15 protein-coding genes and 3 tRNA genes are annotated in these 21084 nt (G+C 57.4%); 7 read left to right on the forward strand and 11 right to left on the reverse strand.

Annotated elements, in window-relative coordinates; translation table 11 throughout:
• Positions 1-2: 2 nt before the first annotated feature.
• On the reverse strand, positions 3-641 hold the full coding sequence (locus tag BKN05_RS04370; protein WP_198492957.1) for a uracil-DNA glycosylase: 639 nt from the start codon (positions 639-641) through the stop codon (positions 3-5).
• A 2-nt stretch (positions 642-643) separates the two neighbouring features.
• Complete coding sequence (locus BKN05_RS04375) at positions 644-1681, reverse strand: thiamine-phosphate kinase (RefSeq protein ID WP_225747026.1); 1038 nt, start codon at positions 1679-1681, stop codon at positions 644-646.
• On the opposite strand from BKN05_RS04375, the gene BKN05_RS04380 reads away from it, so the two are divergent.
• Positions 1629-2528, forward strand: a complete 900-nt coding sequence (locus BKN05_RS04380; protein WP_286688036.1) for a DUF3515 domain-containing protein — start codon at positions 1629-1631, stop codon at positions 2526-2528. The genes BKN05_RS04375 and BKN05_RS04380 overlap by 53 nt on opposite strands.
• 13 nt (positions 2529-2541) lie before the next feature.
• On the opposite strand, the gene BKN05_RS04385 is transcribed toward BKN05_RS04380, so the two are convergent.
• The gene (locus BKN05_RS04385) at positions 2542-3603 is read right to left on the reverse strand and encodes a D-alanine--D-alanine ligase family protein (RefSeq protein WP_286688037.1); all 1062 of its coding nucleotides are present in this window, start codon (positions 3601-3603) and stop codon (positions 2542-2544) included.
• Between the two features lie 22 nt (positions 3604-3625).
• Positions 3626-4624, reverse strand: coding sequence for an NAD(P)H-dependent glycerol-3-phosphate dehydrogenase (locus BKN05_RS04390; protein ID WP_286688038.1), 999 nt, complete (start codon positions 4622-4624; stop codon positions 3626-3628).
• 161 nt (positions 4625-4785) lie between these two features.
• Here BKN05_RS04390 and BKN05_RS04395 point away from each other — a divergent pair, with 161 nt between their 5' ends.
• Positions 4786-5784 carry an NUDIX hydrolase gene (locus BKN05_RS04395; RefSeq protein ID WP_286688039.1) on the forward strand — a complete coding sequence of 333 codons (999 nt, stop codon included), beginning with the start codon at positions 4786-4788 and terminating at the stop codon, positions 5782-5784.
• A 102-nt stretch (positions 5785-5886) separates the two neighbouring features.
• Here the strand turns inward: BKN05_RS04395 and BKN05_RS04400 are convergent, their stop codons facing one another.
• The 3 genes from BKN05_RS04400 to leuC all read right to left on the reverse strand — a co-directional run bounded on the left by BKN05_RS04400 (position 5887) and on the right by leuC (position 9032).
• Positions 5887-6798 carry a hypothetical protein gene (locus BKN05_RS04400; protein WP_286688040.1) on the reverse strand — a complete coding sequence of 304 codons (912 nt, stop codon included), beginning with the start codon at positions 6796-6798 and terminating at the stop codon, positions 5887-5889.
• Between the two features lie 200 nt (positions 6799-6998).
• On the reverse strand, positions 6999-7589 hold the full coding sequence (gene leuD / locus BKN05_RS04405; RefSeq protein WP_198492951.1) for a 3-isopropylmalate dehydratase small subunit: 591 nt from the start codon (positions 7587-7589) through the stop codon (positions 6999-7001).
• A gap of 21 nt (positions 7590-7610) precedes the next feature.
• A complete protein-coding gene (gene leuC / locus BKN05_RS04410; protein WP_286688041.1) occupies positions 7611-9032 on the reverse strand; it encodes a 3-isopropylmalate dehydratase large subunit in 1422 nt (473 codons plus the stop codon).
• Between the two features lie 52 nt (positions 9033-9084).
• Here leuC and BKN05_RS04415 point away from each other — a divergent pair, with 52 nt between their 5' ends.
• The 4 genes from BKN05_RS04415 to BKN05_RS04430 all read left to right on the forward strand — a co-directional run bounded on the left by BKN05_RS04415 (position 9085) and on the right by BKN05_RS04430 (position 15326).
• Positions 9085-9768: an IclR family transcriptional regulator gene (locus BKN05_RS04415; RefSeq protein ID WP_286688042.1), complete on the forward strand. Its 684-nt coding sequence runs from the start codon at positions 9085-9087 to the stop codon at positions 9766-9768.
• Between the two features lie 185 nt (positions 9769-9953).
• The gene (locus BKN05_RS04420; protein ID WP_083798063.1) at positions 9954-10247 is read left to right on the forward strand and encodes a hypothetical protein; all 294 of its coding nucleotides are present in this window, start codon (positions 9954-9956) and stop codon (positions 10245-10247) included.
• A gap of 216 nt (positions 10248-10463) precedes the next feature.
• The gene (locus BKN05_RS04425) at positions 10464-13115 is read left to right on the forward strand and encodes a YhgE/Pip domain-containing protein (RefSeq protein WP_198492947.1); all 2652 of its coding nucleotides are present in this window, start codon (positions 10464-10466) and stop codon (positions 13113-13115) included.
• A 3-nt stretch (positions 13116-13118) separates the two neighbouring features.
• The gene (locus tag BKN05_RS04430; RefSeq protein WP_286688043.1) at positions 13119-15326 is read left to right on the forward strand and encodes a YhgE/Pip domain-containing protein; all 2208 of its coding nucleotides are present in this window, start codon (positions 13119-13121) and stop codon (positions 15324-15326) included.
• A 425-nt stretch (positions 15327-15751) separates the two neighbouring features.
• Here the strand turns inward: BKN05_RS04430 and BKN05_RS04435 are convergent.
• From BKN05_RS04435 to gltX, 4 genes are all read right to left on the reverse strand, one after another.
• Positions 15752-15827, reverse strand: a tRNA-Glu gene (locus BKN05_RS04435).
• A 654-nt stretch (positions 15828-16481) separates the two neighbouring features.
• Positions 16482-16554 (reverse strand) — tRNA-Glu (locus BKN05_RS04440).
• Between the two features lie 39 nt (positions 16555-16593).
• Positions 16594-16665: transfer RNA gene (locus BKN05_RS04445), tRNA-Gln, on the reverse strand.
• 239 nt (positions 16666-16904) lie between these two features.
• Complete coding sequence (gene gltX / locus BKN05_RS04450; RefSeq protein ID WP_286688062.1) at positions 16905-18398, reverse strand: glutamate--tRNA ligase; 1494 nt, start codon at positions 18396-18398, stop codon at positions 16905-16907.
• Positions 18399-18630: 232 nt separating this feature from the next.
• Here gltX and BKN05_RS04455 point away from each other — a divergent pair, with 232 nt between their 5' ends.
• On the forward strand, positions 18631-21072 hold the full coding sequence (locus BKN05_RS04455; protein ID WP_286688044.1) for a choice-of-anchor M domain-containing protein: 2442 nt from the start codon (positions 18631-18633) through the stop codon (positions 21070-21072).
• Positions 21073-21084: the final 12 nt, after the last annotated feature.

A 21084-nucleotide genomic window follows, 5' to 3' on the forward strand; every position in this document is an offset into this window, starting at 1 on the left:
GTTTACAAGCGCCAGTCTATTTCCTGTGCGCCTTGGTCCCGCAAAAGGGCGTTTGCCCGGGAAAAGGGCTGAGAACCAAAGAAACCGCGGCTGGCAGATAGCGGCGAGGGATGTGGGGACTTGATACAAGGGACGTCTGGAAGAAAGCGCTCACACGCTTGCGCATCCCGGCCCCAGAGGATCGCGACCATGGGGCTGCGGTTGAGCGCGCGAATGGCAGCCTCGGTAATCTCTTCCCAGCCGATGCGGCGGTGCGATCCAGCCTGGCCTGGCGCTACCGTAAGCACTCTGTTGAGCAACAACACTCCTTGATCCGCCCAGGCGCTCAGGTCGCCGTCCGCTCGGCCGTTGATGCCCAGATCATCGTGCAGCTCGCGGTAAATATTAACCAAGGAACGCGGCGGTTTCACACCTGGGCGGGTGGAAAAGGCCATACCCATGGCGTGTCCTGGGGTGGGATAAGGGTCTTGGCCCACGATGAGCACGCGGACCTTATCCAGCGGCATGCGCAACGCGCGGCAGACGTCCTCGGCCGGGGGCAGATAGTCTTGGCCCTCAAGAGCGTGAGAGATCTGTGGCCATTGCTCTTCTACTACCGGCGCCAGCACCGGTTCCCAGGAAGGGTGGTAGGTGGGGTGCATGGTTAAAAGCTCAGCCAGCCTTTCTGATAGCTCGGTGTGGTGCCTCCCAGCGTAACCCCGCAGCCGCGGGTTACGGTTCCAATCTTTCGGAATCCCGAGGGTGCTTCCTTTGCGGTTGTGCCGATGAGGGTGTGGTCTTCGCCGCCGCTGAGTACCCATTCCCACGGATCGCAGTCGAGTAAATCCGCGGCTTGGCACAGCAATTCTTCCGGTTGCAAGGCCTGCGGATCCAAGTCCATGTGCACACAGGAGTGCTCGGCCATCGTAGTGCAGTCTTGAATCAGCCCGTCTGAGTTATCGGTCATCGCGGTGACCCCCGCGGCACGGGCAATGACGCCGCGGCCGGGGTTGAGCCAGGGGGCACAGTGGGCGTCGATAAGCGGCTGCAGGTGCTCATGCCCTGCAGGCAGGTTCCGGCCGAAGCGCTCCAACAAGGCCAAGCCGGCGGCCGAGTGGCCGATCTTGCCGTGCGCTACCACCTGCTGACCTGCCCGCGCCCCGTCCAAAGTCAAGGCGGGAAGGCTGCCGCCCAGGAAGCCTACGGCCGTGATATTAATGACCAAAAGATCGGACTTCGTAAGGTCACCGCCTACCAACTCGGCGTTATAGAAAGAGCTATGCTCCGCAATTCCCTCGGCAATGCCGCGCACGAAGGGCACCGGGGTATCACCTGGCGCGGCGATAGCAAGGAGGGCGGCCACCGGGCGAGCACCCATAGCTTCCACATCGGCAAAATTGCGCAAGATGGCCTTCTTGCCAATCTCGCGCGGGGTAGACCACTCGCGCAGGAAATGACGCCCCTCCACCATCAAATCAGTGGCCGTCACAGTGCGGGAATTCGGCGGCGCACTGGGCAGAACCGCGGCATCGTCTCCATTGAGCCCACTGGAGGCCACGGAGGTAATTTCCCGGATGGCGGCGCGTTCTCCCACATCTGCGAGAGTCTGAGTTAAGTTCACCAGCTTCCTTTCGATACTATGAGCCCTTATGACATCCCAATTTAACCGCACCGCGATCTTCATTTCACTTGGGTTGTCCATAGTGATGGTTCTAGCGGTCCTTTTCGGCGCAAAATACGTATTCAATAACGTCGCCAAAGCACCCGTGGCGGTCTCCCCCGTGGAGTCTAAGGAGGCAGACTCGCAAGCCTGCCGCAGCTTTATCGACGCCCTGCCGGACAAGGTGATGGATAAACCGCGGGCAGACATTGCCGATCCCGTGCCTTCTGGTGTCGCGGCTTGGGCCGCTACCTCAGACGATAAGCTCACCGTGCGCTGTGGCGTGGATATGCCTTTCCAGTACACCGAGTACTCCCAGACCCAGGACGTAGAGGGCGAACAGTGGTTCCAGGTGCGTGATGCCACCCCTGGCTCCAACCTCACCACCTGGTATGCGGCACAACGCTTCCCCATTGTCGCGGTCACTGCCTCCACTGATGCAGAGCCGGGCGAGCTTAACGACGCCCTCTCTTCCCTCGAAGAAAAGCCAGCCACCGCGCACGACGCGCCACTCAAGGCGCTCAAGGCGGGCAATGACCAGATGTGCGCCGAGGTGGACAAGGCCCTGCCTGATTCGGTGGCTGAGGGATACAACCGCCGCAAGGTAGAGGAAAAGAATACCTATGTGTGGAGCGCCGATGGCCGCGAAGACATCGTTGCGCGATGCGGCGTAGCCAAGCCGGAGAACTATCGCGCCGGAGTTAAGCTCCAGCAGGTTAACGATATTCCGTGGTTCGAGGACACTACCTTGGCTCATGGCACGACCGCAGGCACGTGGTTTGCCCTCGGCCGCGAGGACTACCTTGCGCTACACGCCCCACAAGATGCCGCGCAGGCGGCACTGGTGGAAATCGGCGACGTGCTCGCAGAGCACACGACCGAAAAGTAGGCAGCGCTTAGGCCTACTTGGCTAGGGCCTGCTCGATAAGCGCCTCAAGTAGCGCCGGGTATTCCACCCCGGAAGCCGCGAGCACCTGCGGGTACATGGAGATCGGGGTAAAGCCCGGCAGGGTATTGATCTCGTTGATGTACACGGAGTCCTCGGTGACGAAGAAGTCGACTCGGGACAGGCCCTCACAGTTGAGGGCCTCGAAGGCGCGGATTGCCATGCCTCGTAGTTTCTCAGTCAGCTCAGGTGCGAAAGGCGCAGGGATTTCGGCGGTGACCACATTATCGAGGTACTTGGTGTCGAAGCCATAAAAGCCCTCGTCGGAATCATCGATGCCGGCGAGCAGCGCTGGGACGGAGGCCAGCAAGGTGCCATCGGCATAGTGGAGTACACCGATTTCTACCTCTTGGCCAACGATTTCAGGCTCCACCAGGATCTTTTCGTCATCTTCTAACGCCAGGTCGACGGCTGCGGGGAACTCCTCCCAAGTAGAGACCTTGGAAACGCCAATGGAGGATCCACCGCGTGCGGGTTTTACAAAGACGGGCAGGCCTAATCGTTGCTTTTCGTCCTCGCTTAGCTCGGTACGGCCTTTGAGGATGACCTCGGGCGCTACTGGTAGGTCTGCGGCCGCCAGCACCTTCTTGGTAAATTCCTTATCCATTCCCACCGAGGAAGCCAATACCCCTGGGCCTACATAGGGCAAGCCGGAAAGCTCAAAGAGGCCTTGGACAGTACCGTCCTCGCCAAAGGGGCCGTGCAGAATGGAAAATACCACGTCGACCTCTGCGAAGAGCGTGCCGTCGGTGACGTTGTGGAATTGTCCCCTGGCATTGGGATCAAGAGAAAGGGTCAGCTCCACACCTGGGCTGACCTCCGGCATAACGCCATCGACAATTTCTAAGCCCTCCGTGGTGCCGGGCGTCCACGTGCCCTCACGGGTAATGCCGATGGGCACGACCTCGAATTTCTCTGGGTCGAGGTGGTTCATGATCGCGCCTGCGGATACGCAGGATACGGAGTGCTCGGTGCTACGGCCGCCATAGATAACGGCCACGCGGGTCTTTTCAGTCATGCCCGCAGATTTTACCCTCGACCTACTCCGACTTCTTGGACCGACCCATCAAAGCGATGATCATATCTTCCACCGCCATGTCCTCGTAGCACACGCCATAAACCGCGTGCGTGATAGGCATCTCTACCCCGGCCTGCTGGGCAAGGCGATAGATGGAGTCACAGGAGTAGACGCCCTCCGCGACCTGGCCATTGGTCGCGGCCTTGGCCTCTTCAATCGTGCCGCCTTGGCCCAGGCGATAGCCAAAGGTGCGGTTGCGCGACAATGTCGAGGTACACGTTGCCACCAAGTCGCCCATGCCTGCGAGGCCGGAGAAAGTAAATGGATCCGCGCCGAGCTCTACTCCCAGGCGAGTAATTTCCGCCAGACCGCGGGTGATGATGGTGGCCATGGTGTTATTGCCCAGCCCCTTGCCAGAGGCGATACCACAGGCCAAGGCGATGACGTTTTTGCAGGCGCCGCCGATTTCCGCGCCTATAACATCGGTATTGGTGTAGGGCCGCAGGTACGGCGCGGCGACCGCTGCTTGCACGCGCTGAGCGCGGTCTTCATCGGAGCAGGCAATCACCGTGGCGGCCACTTGGCCGGCAGCAATCTCCTTGGCCAAGTTCGGGCCAGACAGTACCGCCACGCGGTCTGCTGGCACGCCGGCCGCATCCATAATGACCTCGCTCATGCGCTTGAGCGTGGCGGTCTCTACACCCTTAGAAATGGAGACCAAGGTGGCGTCTTCCGGCAAGTGCGGTGCCCACTTTTCCACGTTGGCGCGCAAGGTTTGGGAGGGAACGCCGAACACGACGACGTCGGCAAGCGCCAGCGCTTCCGTATCAATGTGGGTGGCCCTCACTGCGGCCGGCAGCCGGGTCTCCGGCAAATAGTCCGGATTGGTGTGGGTCTCGTTGATGGCCTGCGCCAATTCCGCGCGGCGCGCCCACAGGCGAACGTCATTTCCGGCGTCCGCAAAGACCTTGGCCAAGGTAGTTCCCCAAGAACCAGCACCCATCACGGCAACATTAACCATGGTGTCTCCTCCAAACGTGCAAATCTATAACCCCAACCTTAAAGCATGCCCGTCTCCCGTGGGGCGAGGATGCACAACGCGCCTTACCCGTGGGACAATGGGCGCTTAGACGTTGTTTTCAAACACCCAATTTCTGTGGAAAGGCCCCGTGGAGGCAGACGATGCCCAATATTAAAAAGATGCACGAAACCGACAAGGATCAGCAGCACGAGGAGTTTATTTCCGGCCGCCACCAGGAAATCCCGGTGGACCCCGCCAAGGAATTCCACCGCACTACCCTTGCGGCCGGCGCCGTAATCTGGCGCGGGTCCCCGCAGGACCCAGAAATCGCGCTCATCCACCGCCCCCATTACGATGATTGGTCCCTGCCCAAGGGCAAGGTCGATCCCGGCGAATCCCTGCCCACTACCGCAGCCCGGGAAATCCTGGAAGAAACCGGCTTTAGCGTGCGTCTAGGCAAGCTCATCGGCAAGGTAACGTACCCAGTCCAGGGCCGCACTAAGGTGGTCTACTACTGGGTTGCCAAGTACCTAGGCGGAACCTATTCCGCCAATAGTGAAACCGATGAGCTACGGTGGCTGCCCATCGACAAGGCGCAAGACCTCCTGTCCTACGACGTTGATACCGCGGTAGTGGCCAAGGCGGCTAAGCGCCTACGCATCGCACCCGCTACCCGCGTGCTTTATGTGCGCCACGCACGCGCGCATGAAAGCGGCAGCTGGCAAGGCGATGACAACCTGCGGCCACTGGATAAAAAGGGCCGCCGCCAAGCAGAGATGCTGGTGCCGATGCTGAGCGCCTTCCAGCCCACCGCGATTTACTCGGCCTTGCCCCAGCGCTGCCAGCAGACAGCTGCCCCGCTTGCCGACGAACTGGGCAAAGACATTTCCATCAACAAAAACTTTGGCGACGAGGCCTGGGAGAACGACCCAGAAGCAGCCAAGAAAGCTTTCCGCCGCGTGGTCAACGACGGCGGCGTCCCCGTCATCGTAAGCCAGGGCGCCACTATTCCTGGGATCATTGAAGACCTCGCCCCAAAGTTCCTTAAAAAGCCGGTAGACAAGCTGAAGTTTAAGAAGGCTTCTGTATGGGTCCTTTCCTTTAACAACGGCGAGCTGACCGGTGCCGATTACCTGGCTAGCCCGCTGCCGGTGCGCTAGTTTCCTGGCTTCTCCCCGACCAACAATTAAGGCCCTGCCTTCCATCTCATGCGGTGGACGAGCAGGGCCTTATTTGCGCAACTATCGTGCGGCTGCGGGTTTCTAACCGCGCAAGCCGAGCGTGCGACGGACGAAGAGGACCAAAATGAGGGTGTTCAGTGCTGGGAACACAAGCATGCCGACTAGGGTAAAGCTCAGCACGGCGTACAGGACGGAAATCAGGACGGCTACCAAAATGGTCACTCCGACATTCTTCTTCGCGACCTCGATGGAAGCCCCGAAGGTCTCGCCAACGGATAGCTCAGGGCGTACGGCCTTAACAGCCGGCATCCAGGTAAAGAAGAAAGCGGCGAAGAGGCCCGGAATAACCAGGAGAATGAAGCCCAGGGTAATAACCAGGGTCGAAAGCACATACACCGCCATGAGACCGGCGACATTTTTAAAGCTCAAAAAGTCCATTATCTCCAGCGTCCCAGTATCAACCTGTTTATTAGCAGCCTTGTACCAGGTGCTAACTGCCCAAATAAGCACGAGGAACATAGCGATAAACGCTAGGACCATTACCGCAATGAGCCCACCGGTAAGCGCGGCATCGGAACCCGAGCCACTATTAGCTAGAGCATCAATGGATGCACCGCTGCCTGCTAGGACGGCGAACATTAGCAAATAGAGGATGAAGACAACTACCATCTGCACCAGCGGACCGAAAATCCACTGCGCCCAATTGCGGCCGAAATAGCGGAAGCTATCGCCGATTACCTGAATGGCATCTACATCCCGGCCAAACAGGGAATCGTCTCCCGGATACGGGCTTCCGGCGTATCCAGGCTGGCCGTATTGCTGCTGTCCATATTGTTCCTGGCCGAACTGCTGTTGACCAAAGTGCTGTTGTCCGTAGCCAGACTGGCCATTCGCGTCGTGCCCACGAGATGCAGACTCATTGCCAGCTCCGGGATACTCTGCACCGTTGTTTCCTGAATTAAAGGAATCATTATTCGAATAGGGATTGCTCATAAATCTAAAGCTAGGGGCATACATTGGTGCGGAAAACTCGAGCAAGCAATTGTTACCTATACGTTACCGAGTTGTACCCCCTTTTACCCCAAGGCAGAAGTTTGAAGTTCACGTGTGAGCGCACAGCGCCCCCTACGGCCTCTTCGCGTAGCAGGACTGTAGGGGCACTGCTGGCCCGCCGATCGCCATCGATTCTTCTACTATTGGGCGTGAACAGCAGGCTTGAAGCTGAGGCGACGCGATTCGTACGTAGCGATTGCATCCTCGTTGCGGAGCGTAATGCCGATATCATCCAGCCCTTCCATCAACCGCCAACGGGTGTAGTCATCAATATCGAAGCGGTAGGTATTTTCACCCACTGTGACTGTTCGAGCCTCCAGATCCACGGTGACCTGGGTTTCTCCTGCTTCCAGCTGTTTCCAGATGAGCTCAATATCTTCTTGCTCCATCAATCCAGTAAGCAGTCCGGACTTTCCAGCGTTGCCGCGGAAAATATCAGCAAAGCGGGAAGAAAACACCGCGCGGAAGCCGTATTCGCTCAACGCCCACACTGCGTGCTCACGGGAGGAGCCGGTGCCAAAATCACTGCCCGCGAAAAGCACCGAGCCATCCTTGAATTGCGCCTGGTTGAGTACAAAGTTGTCATCAGAGCGCCAATTTGAAAATAGACCATCTGAAAAGCCGGTACGCTTGACCGACTTCAAGTAGCGCGCGGGGATGATCTGGTCAGTATCCACGTTGGAAGCGCGCAGGGGCACGCCCGTTCCCGTATGCGTAATAAATTTCTCCATCGTCAATGCCTTTCTAAGCGCTTAATCCAGATCTGCAGGGCTAGACAGGTAACCGGTTACGGCAGTCGCGGCAGCCACCTGCGGGGAGACAAGGTGCGTGCGCCCACCAGGGCCTTGTCGCCCCTCGAAGTTGCGGTTGGAAGTGGAGGCGGATCGCTCGCCTGGAGCCAATTGATCCGGGTTCATACCCAAGCACATCGAGCAGCCGGCGGTACGCCACTCCGCGCCGAACTGTCGGAAGACTTCGTCGAGGCCCTCCTCCTCCGCTTGGGCCTTGACCACGGCGGAGGACGGCACGACCATCATCCGCGTATTGGCAGCGATGGTGCGCCCCTTGACCACGTCAGCCGCAGCGCGCAGGTCTTCGATGCGGGCATTGGTACAGGAACCGACGAAGACGGTGTCGATCTTGATATCGCGCAGCGGAGTACCTGGCTGCAGGTCCATATACTGCAAAGCCTTTTCCACAGTGGCCTTTTCATTATCGCCACCACAATCTTCCGGATCTGGGACCTTCTCCCCTAACGGAAGGCCCTGTCCAGGATTAGTTCCCCACGTAACAAATGGGGTCAGCGAGGAGCCATCAATTTCTACGACGGTATCGAATTCTGCGCCTTCGTCCGTGGGAAGCGTCCTCCAATACTCAACCGCGGCATCCCAGTCTGCTCCTGTGGGAGCAAACTCGCGGCCCTTGACATACTCGAAGGTCGTCTCATCGGGAGCGACCATGCCAGCGCGGGCTCCTGCCTCAATAGACATATTGCAGATGGTCATGCGCGCTTCCATGGACATATTGCGGATGGCCTCACCGCGATATTCAATGATGTGGCCCTGCCCGCCACCGGTACCGATTTTCGCGATAATGGCCAAGATGAGGTCCTTGGCAGATACCCCCTCTTGCAGCTCGCCAGTCACCTCAATAGCCATGGTTTTGAATGGCTTTAAAGAAAGCGTCTGCGTAGCCATGACGTGTTCTACCTCAGAGGTGCCAATACCCATGGCGATAGAACCAAAGGCGCCATGCGTGGAGGTATGCGAGTCGCCACACACGATTGTCATACCCGGCTGGGTGATCCCCAGCTGCGGGCCAACTGTGTGCACAATGCCCTGCTGGGCATCACCCATAGAGTGCAAGCGCACTCCAAATTCCTCGCAATTCTTGCGCAGGGTCGATACCTGGGTGCGTGAAACCTCATCCTTGATTTCCAAGAGGTTGCCGGACTTGATGCCTTGCGTGGGAACGTTATGGTCCTCGGTGGCCAAGTGCAGCTCAGGGTGACGCAACGTGCGGCCGGCCAGCCGCAAGCCATCAAATGCCTGCGGACTGGTAACTTCATGTAATAGCTGAAAGTCAATAAAGATGAGGTCTGGTGCCCCAGCGTCGCCGTGTTGGACGACGTGATCTCGCCACACTTTTTCTGCCAATGTCAGCTTCTGGTTCATAAACATCTCTCTACACTTGAAATCTCATAAGTTGGGACGTAGATTTCATTGTATGGGAGAGTATAGCGCAGTTTCCGGAATTAAGGTGCTGGATCGAGCAATGGCCATAATGATGGCCGCCGCCAACCACCCCTCCACCCTGAATGAATTATGCGAAACCACGGGGCTACCTCGGGCGACAGCTCACCGATTGGCCACCGCACTCGAAGCACACCGCATTCTCGTTCGCACCCCCGATGGAAAGTGGAAGGCCGGCCCAGCCCTTCCCGGCAACCGCGATCACCTCCTCGAGGCAGCCGGGCCAATCATGGAGAAACTGCGCGAGCATACCGGAGAATCCATCCAGCTCTATGAGGTCACCGGAAATACCCGCACCTGCATTGCCTCCAGGGAGCCGGAATCCGGCCTCCACAACGTCGTGCCAGTCGGGCGCCAGCTACCACTTAGCTCCGGCTCTGCCGCACGCATCATTGCCGCATATGTAGACATCAATACCGAAGACGCCTCGTTTACCCAAGAAGACATTGAGGCGGCCCGAAACCAAGGCTATTCCGAGTCTATTGAGGAACGCGAAGCCGGCTTAGCCTCCATCTCAGCGCCGGTTTTCGATGGTTCCGGAACTTTCCTCGCAGTACTGTCAATCTCCGGATCGGTCGAGCGCTTCCAACCTTCCCCGGCCCAGAAATACGCCGACATTCTCACTTCCGCCGCACGCGAATTGAGCAATCTCCTCTAAGGCCCTCCCCAGCTTTACAACGCCCGCCTCCACCTTGCCCCAAGGAGGCGGGCCCTTTTATTTCCCAAACCAGAAAGTTAGAGAAACGCGCCCACACCTATTGAAACTCAAATGAAAATACGCTTTAATGAAAACACACTGAAAACAACGGGGAACGTCCCCCCAACCAGAGAGGATCAGGCATCATGACCCACAACACCCACGAAGACCATACCCACACCCATGGCGCCGATTGCGGCCACGTTTCCTTCCCGCACGGTGACCACACCGACTATCTCCACGAGGGCCACATTCACCGTGAGCATGATGGCCACTGGGATGAGTGCGAGACCACCGAGCACGTTGAAGCCGAGGCGCACGCCGACCACACCCATGGTGAAGGCTGCGGCCACGTAGCGATCCCGCACGGCGACCACGTGGACTACCTGCATGACGGTCACCGCCACGCCGCCCACGGCGATCACTACGACGAGCACTAAGCTCCTATCGGGGCCTAGCCCCAAATCGCTTGCCGCCTAGGCCCCTTGAACTGTGAGCCCAGGCGGCCTTTCTATGCCCACCCCTACTCCTGAACTCATCCCCGAAATTCACACCAGAAACATATCTGCAAGCTCGACAGGACGCGCTCTCTCATTTCTGTTAAAACTGACAGTCAGACTATTAGTTCTTTCCGGTTGCGTGCTACGGTTCTTCGAGTGAGTACTAGTTGGAAGATTTTTCTCCAAGATTTTGTCCGCTTGTGGCGGACCCCTCAGGTCTGGGTGATCCTCATTGGTTTGATGATCACCCCAGCCCTGTATTCCTGGGTAAACATCTCCGGTTTCTGGGACCCATACGGAAACACGGAACACCTCAAAGTCGCCGTAGTTAATGAGGACAAAGGCGCATCCTCGGAGATGACCGGCCACTTAGACGTCGGCGGGCAGATGATTGACAAGCTGCATGACAATGACGAGCTGGGCTGGCAGTTCATGGACCGCCAGGAAGCCGAAGACGCCGTTAAGAAGGGTGACGTCTTCGCCTCGGTGATCGTCCCCGAGGACTTCTCAGCCGATTTCGTTAGCCTTTTTAAAGGTACCTATTCTCAGCCCACGCTGGAATATCACGTCAATGAAAAGCTGAACGCCATTGCACCGAAGATTACTGATACTGGCGCTTCGACCCTAGACACCACCATTAGCTCTACCTTTAATGAGCAGGTAGCGGATTCGGTGGCTACGGAGCTTAAAAACTCCGGTGGCGATTTGAGCCAGAAGATTAACAGTACTGCAAACAAGACCGCGGATTCTTTTTCGAAGACTGCAGATACGGTAGCTAACTCCCGCAGCCAGCTTGCTGACGTGCATTCCACCATCGAGAAAGCGCGCCCAACTATCGCGCAAGCCCGTGAGTCTTTGGGCACGGTGCAAAAGACCATCGATGATGCCCAGACCGCCCTGGATCAACTTAACTCCATTATTGCAGAGGTCCAGCGGGAAGTCACTTCTTTCTCGGACGATGCCACCGCTGCCTATGTAGAAGGCACTACCGCCATGGCGGACGGCACCGCCTCCGCCAATGCCACCGTAGGCTCGGTCTCTGGCAAACTACGCGGCGCGCTCAATCGCGTCGGTGCCGCCTCTGCGGGCGCGGCAGGAATCGTCGGTGAAGCTGACCGGGCTATCGATCAGCTTGAAAAGCTTGCGTCTTCACCGGCCCTGCCCCCACAGGTTTCCCAACAGATTAAGGATCAGGTAGGAGACCTCCGCGAACGCAATGACCAGAATAAGGCCGTTCTCGGTGACTTAGATACTCTCAACAGCGATACGAACGACACCATCGATTCGCTCAATAAGACCACGGGCATGTTGGAAAAGATGGCCGCCCAAACGCGCGATGATTCCCACGCGCTGCGCGATAATGTGGCCGAAGGCCTGCCCAAGCTCAATGCTGCGCTTTCCGCCGTCACCGCTACCACCGGCAAACTTTCCGCCTCACTCGAAAGCCAGCAGGCACTGGTAGGGCAAACCGATGGGCTCTTGGGCGGCGTCGACGAGCAGCTAAGCCAGGCCCAGCAAGTAGTTGAGCGCTTTTCTGTGGACCTCGACGGTATTGAGGAGGGGCTTCGCGCCTCCCGCAGCGATGTGATTGCGCTGAGCAATACCGCCAATAACAATTCCATCCTGCAGTCTGTGAAGGGCCTGAACACCGATGAGGTGTCTTCCTTCCTTGCCTCCCCTGCAGAGATGGAAAGCCACGCCGTATTCCCTGTAAAGCACTACGGTTCCGGCATGTCCTCGCTCTTTATTAACCTCACGCTGTGGATCGGCGCGTTCATGCTGCTCATCATCTTCCGCGCGGAGGTAGACCCGCAGGGCCGCAAGAACCTCACCATTACCAAGGCTTACCTTGCCCGCTTCCTTTTGCTTTCCTTCTTTGCCATCGCACAGGCACTCATCGTGTCCATCGGCAACCTGGCCATTGGAGTTGAACATGTCAATGCATTGGCCTACGTCGCTACCGCAGTCATCGTAGGCCTGTGCTACCTGAGCATTACCTATAGCTTGGTTTCTACGTTTGGACACGTAGGCCGCGGCATCGCGGTGGTCATCGCCTTCATCCAAATTCCGGGCGCATCCGGCCTCTACCCCATTGAAATGACGCCGGACTTCTTCCGCGCCGTACACCCATTCCTGCCCTTTACCTACGGCATCGATGCCATGCGCGAGACCGTTGGTGGTTTCTACGGCAACCACTATGCACGCAACCTTGCCGCGCTCATCGGCATGGCCGCGATCGCTTACCTCATCGGTACTGTGCTGCGCCGCGGCCTGTCCAACGTCAACATGCTGGTCAACGACGAACTGCATAAGGGCGGTCTCGTGATCAATGAGCAGGTCCATCTGGTCGGCAGCCGGTACCGCTTTACCGACCTCCTCTATGCCTTGAATGACCGCGAGGCGTATCAACAAAGCTTGGAAGATAAATGGAGCATGGCGCGCAGGAACTACTCCCAGCTGATGAAGATTACCGTCGCGGTAGGCCTAGCGTTAGTCGTCGCTTTAGGCATCTACTCACGCATTAATCCTGAAGAAAAGGCCATCATCTTCGGCCTGGCCTGCCTGGTCACGCTCATTGCGGTGGGTGTTATCTGCTCCCTTGAGTACGTCAAGCAGAGCATCGCGCACGATAACCGCCTGGCGGATCTCAGCGATGAGGAAATCCAGGAGCACCTCGAGCACCAACAGGAACACCCAAATTGCTACCTCCTAGAGGACTTAGACGAAGAATCCACACCTTCTAATACCAGCGAGACCAAGGAAATGCCCGCCGTTGATGGTGATGACTCCGGAAAGGGAGGCGCGTAAGTCATGAAAAACATTCTGACCATCCTCCGCGATGACCTCCACGCCATTCGCACCAATGTAATGACCGCGGTCATCATTTTTGGCCTTGCCATCATCCCGTTGCTTTTCACTTCCTTCAACGTGCTGGCTAGCTGGGATCCTTTTGCTAATACCAACCAGCTCAAGATTGCTGTGGCCAGCGAGGATGAAGGCCACGAAAGCGACCTCGCCTCCCTGAAGCTTAATCTGGGCGATGAGGTGCTCTCGCAGCTCAGCCGCAATGACGATATCGATTGGGTCATTACTGATAGCGCCGATGCAGTTGAAGGAACAAAGTCCGGCGAATACTATGCCGGCATTGTCCTTCCCAAAGACTTCAGCACGGACCTTCTCACGTTCTATGTAGAAGGAACCGAACCAAGCAAGCTCAACCTTTATACCAATGAGAAAAAGAATGCGCTGTCTACCATCATCACGCAAAAGAGTGCGGACGGCGTCATCCAGAAAATCGACGAGTCCTTCACCCGCGTGGTAGCCAATGTCGGCCTTGGCGTCGTCTCGAATTTTGATAAATACCTTAATGAGGACGATACCCAGACTGCACTCAATAACCTGCACAATCGCGTCAATAACGTCAGCACCCGCCTTGATGCTGCGGCTGGCACCGTAGGTGCGCTAAGCAATCTGGTCGACTCCACCCTGCCTCTTACGCAGGCTGCGGACAATATTCTCGCCGAGGCTGGACGCCAGGCTACGAAGACCAACAATGACCAAGGCGAAAACCCCATCGACGTTCTGCGCTCTACCCTCAATGACTCGGCTGGTTCGCTCGACGCTTCCTTGGCGGCTACAACGCAAAGCTACGATGCACTCTCTGCCCAGGTCGATGAGTTGCTCAATAATGCAAGCAACACCAGCGCACAAACGGCGCAGACCTACCGCACCGCTGCTGAACGGGTGGATGAGCAAACTCAGGCCTTTGAGGGAGTTCGCGCTTCCATCAAGGACCAAGCCGATAAAGTAGCCCTACCTGCCGCGGTCGCGGGTGGATATAAGGCGATGATGGGCCAGATTGATGCCTCCATTGCCCAGAGCAACGCTCTGCATGACTCGCTCGTATCTACCGCCGATGACCTTGAGCAAGGCCGTGGCACGTCCCAAGACTCCCGGCAGCGCACCAAGGATGCCATCGCCAATGCCAAGCAGGCTGCTGAAAAGGCACGCAATTCCTATAACGAGAACCTCAAACCGCAGCTAGATCAGCTCAACCAGAGCGTCTCGGTTGTCGCGGACGATATTGATGCTGTCAAGCAGGACATCGCAGGCATTCGCTCCTCGGTTTCCGAGAATGACGAGTCGCCACAGCAAAGCCTGGCGCGCGCCCGCGATACCACTGCCGGCCTTGCCGGCACCCTGCGGGAGCAAAGCGGCCGTTTTGCGGACATGGGCCGCAAGATCGACGAGGTGCGCCGTGGCGGCGATTTGGCCAAGCTGGCGGATATCGTCGGCAACGATCCAGAACTGCTTGCCTCTCGCATCGCCGCTCCCGTGGCTGTAGACCGCCAGCCGGTCTACCCTGTCGCTGCCTTTGGCGTGGGTATGACTCCGTTCTACCTCACCTTGTCGCTATGGATAGGCGCCCTTCTGGCATGCGTGCTGGTGCATACCAACGCCGAGCGTAAATACTTGCGCAAGGACGAGAACGGGAAGTACGACGAGAGCGAATTCACCCGTGGTCAAGCGTTCTTCGGCCGCTTTGCCACACTCGGCCTGGTCGGCCTCGCGCAGGCCACCTTGGTGATTCTCAGCCTCATCTTCTTCGTCCAGATCGAGCCTGCTCACCCATTCATGCTCATGTTTGCCGCATGGATAGTCTCGCTGGTGTTTATGTTGATCATCTATGCACTTGTCATCACACTCGATAGTGCCGGCAAGGCCTTAGCGGTGTTGTTGCTCGTGATACAAGTCTCGGGCTCCGGCGGCGCGTACCCGCTGCCTTTGCTGCCTGAATGGTTCCAGAACGTGAGCCCGTGGCTGCCAGCAACGTACGCCATTGATGCTTTCCGCAGCGCCATTGCGGGCACCTATCACGGCGACGTTTGGCGCGAGTTGGGCATGCTACTGCTATTTACCATCCCTGCACTCATCGTCGGCCTCGTTCTCCGCCGCGCCATGGATGCCTATCACAAGCGCCTGCAGAAAGCGATTAAGAAGACGAAGGTTATGGCGTAGCCACGCCTGCCGACGTCTCCCCTCCCACCCTTCCTACACCGCCCACCAAGCCCTTTTCACGGTTTGGTGGGCTTTTTCATGGTCGGGTCCCACGCTAGTGCCCGAAAGACCTAGAAGGGGCTGGAAAAGCCGAATACGCATCCGCTAGGAAGGCCTCGGATACCCTTTATCGCTAGGTCTAGCTCCTTCTTAAGGGATTCCCTCGAACACAGCTATCGGGCACGTAACCCACTTACAGCCCACCTGAGTCGCTACTGAAGGACCGCTACGGGAATCTGTGGCCCCGCTCTTTACCTCAGCTCCTATACCGTGCCGCGGGCAAGACGGTTAGCCCTTGGACATCGAGGCCTGCCCTACATGCCGCTAGACCGAACAGGTCTTAGGGAAAGAAAAAGCTGCGAACCATGTGGCTCGCAGCTTTCCGTTGGTACCCCGTACGGGATTTGAACCCGTGTTACCGGCGTGAGAGGCCGGCGTCCTAGGCCGCTAGACGAACGGGGCGCGTTCGCAGCAATCGCACACTGTGCGTTGCGGACTTGTTAAGAGTAAACGATGGGTTAATTCAGCACAAATCGCGCGGTCAAGGAGGGTTTTGAGGGCAAGCGAAGGAAAACGCAAAAATTCCCGAGTCCGGTACTGCAGTGAGGGTTCTTCGTGGCCGAGGTGCGGATCGAATCAGTGGTTATTCCGCAAGCAATCTGTGGATAGTCCGTGGCCGAGAACGCTGTGCTAGTAGGACTCGGGATGGCGCTGTGCGTCGAAGTGCATATGCTGCAGGCTCCTATACTTCATGCAAACGTTGGTGGGAAGGAAGTTGTGGATTATAGCGTTACTACCTGGCTGTGCTTTCGGGCTGTGCGCCTTGGCTGTGGTGCGTTTCGCTTTCTGTCACCCGCTCTCCTTTCTGTCTTTTTTCTGCTGTACTTGCAGTCTATGCCTGCACGTGCAGGACAGGAAGGGTTTTGCGCAACTTCGCGGTGGTCTTAACCCTGGTTCCATTGGCAGGACGCGGCTGACTGCACGGACGAGCCCAATGGTCTGGGGGTAGGTTATAACCAGTTTTGCTTGCGCCGTGGTCGCGCCCCAGACTGTCGCTAGAAAAAGACATTGCCCCGGATATGAAAAATCCTCCAACCTTTAGGTTGGAGGTCTTTGTACCCCGTACGGGATTTGAACCCGTGTTACCGGCGTGAGAGGCCGGCGTCCTAGGCCGCTAGACGAACGGGGCATAGAACTAGTGAGCCTGCCGTTTAAAGCATTTTCACTGCTGGCCTACCAGGACTCGAACCTAGAATGGCGGTACCAGAAACCGCTGTGTTGCCAATTACACCATAGGCCATTTGCTAACTTGCGTTGGAAGCTTACTGCCTTTCGGCTGTTCTCCCTTGCTCGCTGCAACGTGTAATAACTATAATGATCATCGCGCAAACTGCCAAATCGCCAGCGCACGACGCATTTTCAGGCCAGTAGAATGGTTAATAAAAATGCGGCGAATGACAGCGCTGTAGTTTAGCCGTCATTCGCCGCATCGAAGGGCGGGATTAGATATCTGTCGCCGCCTTACGGGAGGCGCTCCCCCTACTGTGCCGCCGGCACATAAGGAGTCACTTCACGGGCCGCACGAAGGCGGGCCAGGGTGGACTCCTTACCCAGCAGCTCCATGGACTCAAAGAGCGGTGGGGAAACCTGGGCGCCGGAAATAGCTACGCGCAGTGCGCCGTAAGCCTTACGGGGCTTCAACTCAAGGTCTTCAATAAGCGCCTTGGATAGTGCCGCCTCAATATTCTCGGTCTTCCACTCCGCAATGCCCTCGAGAGTCTCGATGCCGACCTCGAGTGGCTGAATGGCCTCTTCCTTGAGGTTCTTCTTCGCCGCCTTCTCATCGAGCTTTAGGTCGGCATCCGGGGTGACCAAGAAGCTCATGAGCCCATAGGCATCAGACAGGGTCTTGATACGGGTCTGCACAAGATCTGCGGCGAAAGCGAATTTCTCGCCGTCATAGTCGGCCGGGAAATCCGTGTATTCGGTCAGGTAGTTGCGCAGACGGAAGGCAAACTCTTCTGGGTCTAGCTGGCGGATGTGATCCGCGTTGATAGCCTCGAGCTTCTTCTGGTCAAAGCGTGCGGGATTACCCAGCACGTCGTGGACGTCGAAGTTTTCTACCAAGTCATCCATGCTGAAGATGTCCTGGTCCGCGGACAGGGACCAGCCCAACAGGGACAGGTAGTTGAGCATGCCCTCCGGGATGATGCCGTTATCGCGGTGGTTAAACAGGTTGGACTGCGGGTCGCGCTTAGACAGCTTCTTATTGCCCTCGCCCATCACGAAGGGTAGGTGGCCAAACTCTGGGGTGAACTCGGCAACGCCAATCTTCTTAAGGGCGTCGTAAAGCGCGAGCTGACGCGGAGTAGAAGACAGCAGGTCCTCACCACGCAACACGTGGGTGATACGCATCAGGGCGTCATCAACCGGGTTAACCAGGGTATAGAGCGGCGCACCATTGGAGCGAGCCACCACATAATCTGGCTGGGTTTCAGATTTGAAGGTCATTTCCCCGCGCACCAGATCAGTCCAGGTCCAGTCCTGCTCCGGCATGCGCAGGCGCCAGACAGGCTTGCGACCTTCGGCCTCAAAAGCATCGATCTGCTCCTGGGTGAGATCGCGGTCAAAGTTGTCATAGCCCAGCTTCGGGTCACGGCCGGCCGCCTTGTGGCGCTCCTCTACCTCTTGGGCAGTGGAATATGCCGGGTAGACAAAGCCACCTTCGATGAGTTTGTCCAAAACTTCCTTGTAGATGTCCATGCGCTGGGACTGACGGTAAGGCTCGTGCGGGCCACCGACATCGATGCCTTCATCCCAGCCCAGCCCAAGCCAGGTCAGGGAATCAATGATGGCCTGGTAGGACTCTTCAGAGTCACGGGCGGCATCGGTGTCCTCGATGCGAAATACCAGCTTGCCACCGGTATGGCGGGCATAGGCCCAGTTGAATAGTGCGGTGCGCACCATGCCTACGTGCGGTGTGCCGGTTGGGGATGGACAGAATCTAACGCGTACTTCAGTCATGCCAACCATCGTAGTGGAGCCGCCGATTCCAGTCCGCACCAGCCCAAGCGCCCTTAAAACCTGCCCGGCGCCTAGCGGTTTGCAGTCTATTCCTACACGCAAATTGGGGTAATTGGAAACGAGTTTCACTACAAAACCACAGGTCAATGAAACTGACTTCCATTACGGCTAACAGGTTATGAGAATCATTTTCTATAGTTTCTGGTGAACTTGTGAGAACTGTAGAAAGGCCTTCCCAACTGTGGCTTCCCCACGCATCCGTTTCCTTGCCACGCTGAGCACTTTGGCACTTATCACTCCCGCCACGGCTGTCGCAGGCCCCGATGATGGCAAGCACATCGCTACCAATACCCACGTTGACTCCCCCAAGTCTTTCTGGGAGAACAACGATTTCGTCCTAAAGTCCGAGTTTGGTGGTCAAGAGCCCCCGATTGCAGACACTGTTGCCTGGGTGGGCAAGGGCTACAGCGCTACGGATAACAGCAACCAGTATCTCTATACGCTTCCGGCAAACGGGACCCAAGACTACATTGGGGCCCCTGGCACGACTTATTACACAGCGCCGCACCAGGTATCCGGTAATACTTCGCCCATTTGGCTGGGCTTTGGCGCAGATGCTTCGCTGCCCACGGACAAATTCCGTGACGGCGTAGCCTTCCTTGACTTGCTCAGCGTCGATGGCCCCGGCGAGGTGGAGCTTTTTACCAATAAAGATGATGAGGCAGGCACCCAGCTGCACCGCATGCTCGGTTCCTTCCCGGATTCGCCGCACTCTGCCTACATTGTTGCCGGCACACATACGCACAACTCCACTCTGTTTACCAAGCCAGGACGATACCGCCTGACCTACCGCACCAGTGCGCGCGGAAAGGACGGCAAGCTCATAGCCAATGAGCCACAGACCACCACCATCCAAGTAGGCGGGCAAAAGCCCAAAAAGGAAAAAACGCCGAGCCTCAAGGAGCGCTTCGCACAGTCCGCGGCTGGCAACGCCGCTACTGCTGGCTACAGCCTGCGCATGGCCCCCAAGTCCAATCCCGAAAAAGACGGTGACGACAAGCTCACCACCATTTCCTTCGACGCCAAGAACAAGGCACAAGGCACCCTCACGCTGCTTATCGACGGCTACTTCCTCACCGACCTTCCCGTTAAGGACGGGCATGCTCAGTGGGACGAATATATGGGCCCCGAACCTTCCCAGGTACAGGCCGTCTTTACCCCTGAGGGCGATTCCCCACGCTGGATATCCCAGCCCCTTGACTTCCAACCCGGCAAATCCAGCCACACCGATTCTTCTGCCGCCGCTGATACGTGGCAGGAAACCTCCCAGCCGCGCCAGCTTGCCCCCACCGAGGAAACCGAGCTAAAGGAGCTCGGCTACACCATCCGCATGCGCAAGCAGGGCAATGGGGGCACCAAGATTGTGGTGGATACCGAGGATAAAAACTTCAATGGCCTTCTCACCGGCGGGCTCTATGACACGAAGGGGGCTAAATACCCCACCGTGGATCTGGAAACCCCTATTACTAACGGCCACGGCGAGGTCGCCTTTGATGAGGGCGAGTACTTCGAAGGCTATTTTGCCAAGGTTAACCTCTTCCCCCATTCCACTGTTAAGGCCGGACACGCTAGCAGCGTTATTACGGAGTCTTTTGCTTTTGGTGAAAACTATGAAGTCAGTGGGAGGTTCTCCACTTCCAATGAGGAACCGGAGGCTACCCCAGGCAAGGAAGACACTCCGTCTTCCGCGCCGCAGCCAGGCACCGAAGAACCGCAAGCCGGCAATGCACACTGCAGCGAAAAGTACCTACTAGACCGTGGTCATGTAGACATCAAGGCCCAGCCTGCCGAGGGAGGCTTTGCAACGGTTCTGCGCGATGACACGGCACAGGTGGACAAGAAATCTGTTGACCGCAAACTCGATGACGTGGTGCTCGGCGTACACGATAATGCACTCACCCCGCGCAATAAGAAGCTCGCAGGCAAAGAGTTCGACTTCCTAGGAAAGCCTGGTGAGCGCTTCTATCACCTGCCACAAACCCAGGACCAAAACATCATTTGGCCAGGCTATAACACCCAAGATCTGAACTATTCCTTAACCAAGGACAATGCCGTCAACCTCAACTTGAAGCCCACCTCCACGCCGGACGGTGCCGAATGGGGCGCATTTATCGATGGCACCCATGGCAAAGGTTTTTCGGTCCTCGCCAATTCTGCGGCTAAGGACTACACCATCGAAACCAACTTTCCGGCCCATACCCATACGCACTGGGCCTTTTCCAAGCCTGGCTTGTATACCTTTGAGGCTACTTATACGGCCACGGGCACGGACGGCAAGGAACTAAAGTCCGCGCCCCAAACCCTCACCTTTGCCGTAGGCGATAAGACATTGGATTCCTGTTCCTTCCGCGCGCCGGGCACGGCTGGGAGCGGAGAGCCCAGCGAAAGTCCAACAGATAAGCCTTCAGCGGAGCCTTCCCAGGAGCCTTCCACGCAACCGTCCGCCCCAGATACCCCGGACGCACCAGCCCACCCCGGCCGGCCAGAAGAGCCTACAGGGTCCTCGTTTAGCCCGTGGAGTTTGGTCCTACCAGCGGTCCTCGTGGTGATTTTCAAGGCCTTTTATAACTTTTTCCGAGATAACGAGGACCTCATCCGCAAGCGCTTCGGCTTCAACTTTTAAGCCTCTTCTACC

This window comes from Corynebacterium sp. S5S1 (assembly GCF_001913985.1).
Classification (GTDB): Bacteria; Actinomycetota; Actinomycetes; order Mycobacteriales; family Mycobacteriaceae; genus Corynebacterium; species Corynebacterium marquesiae.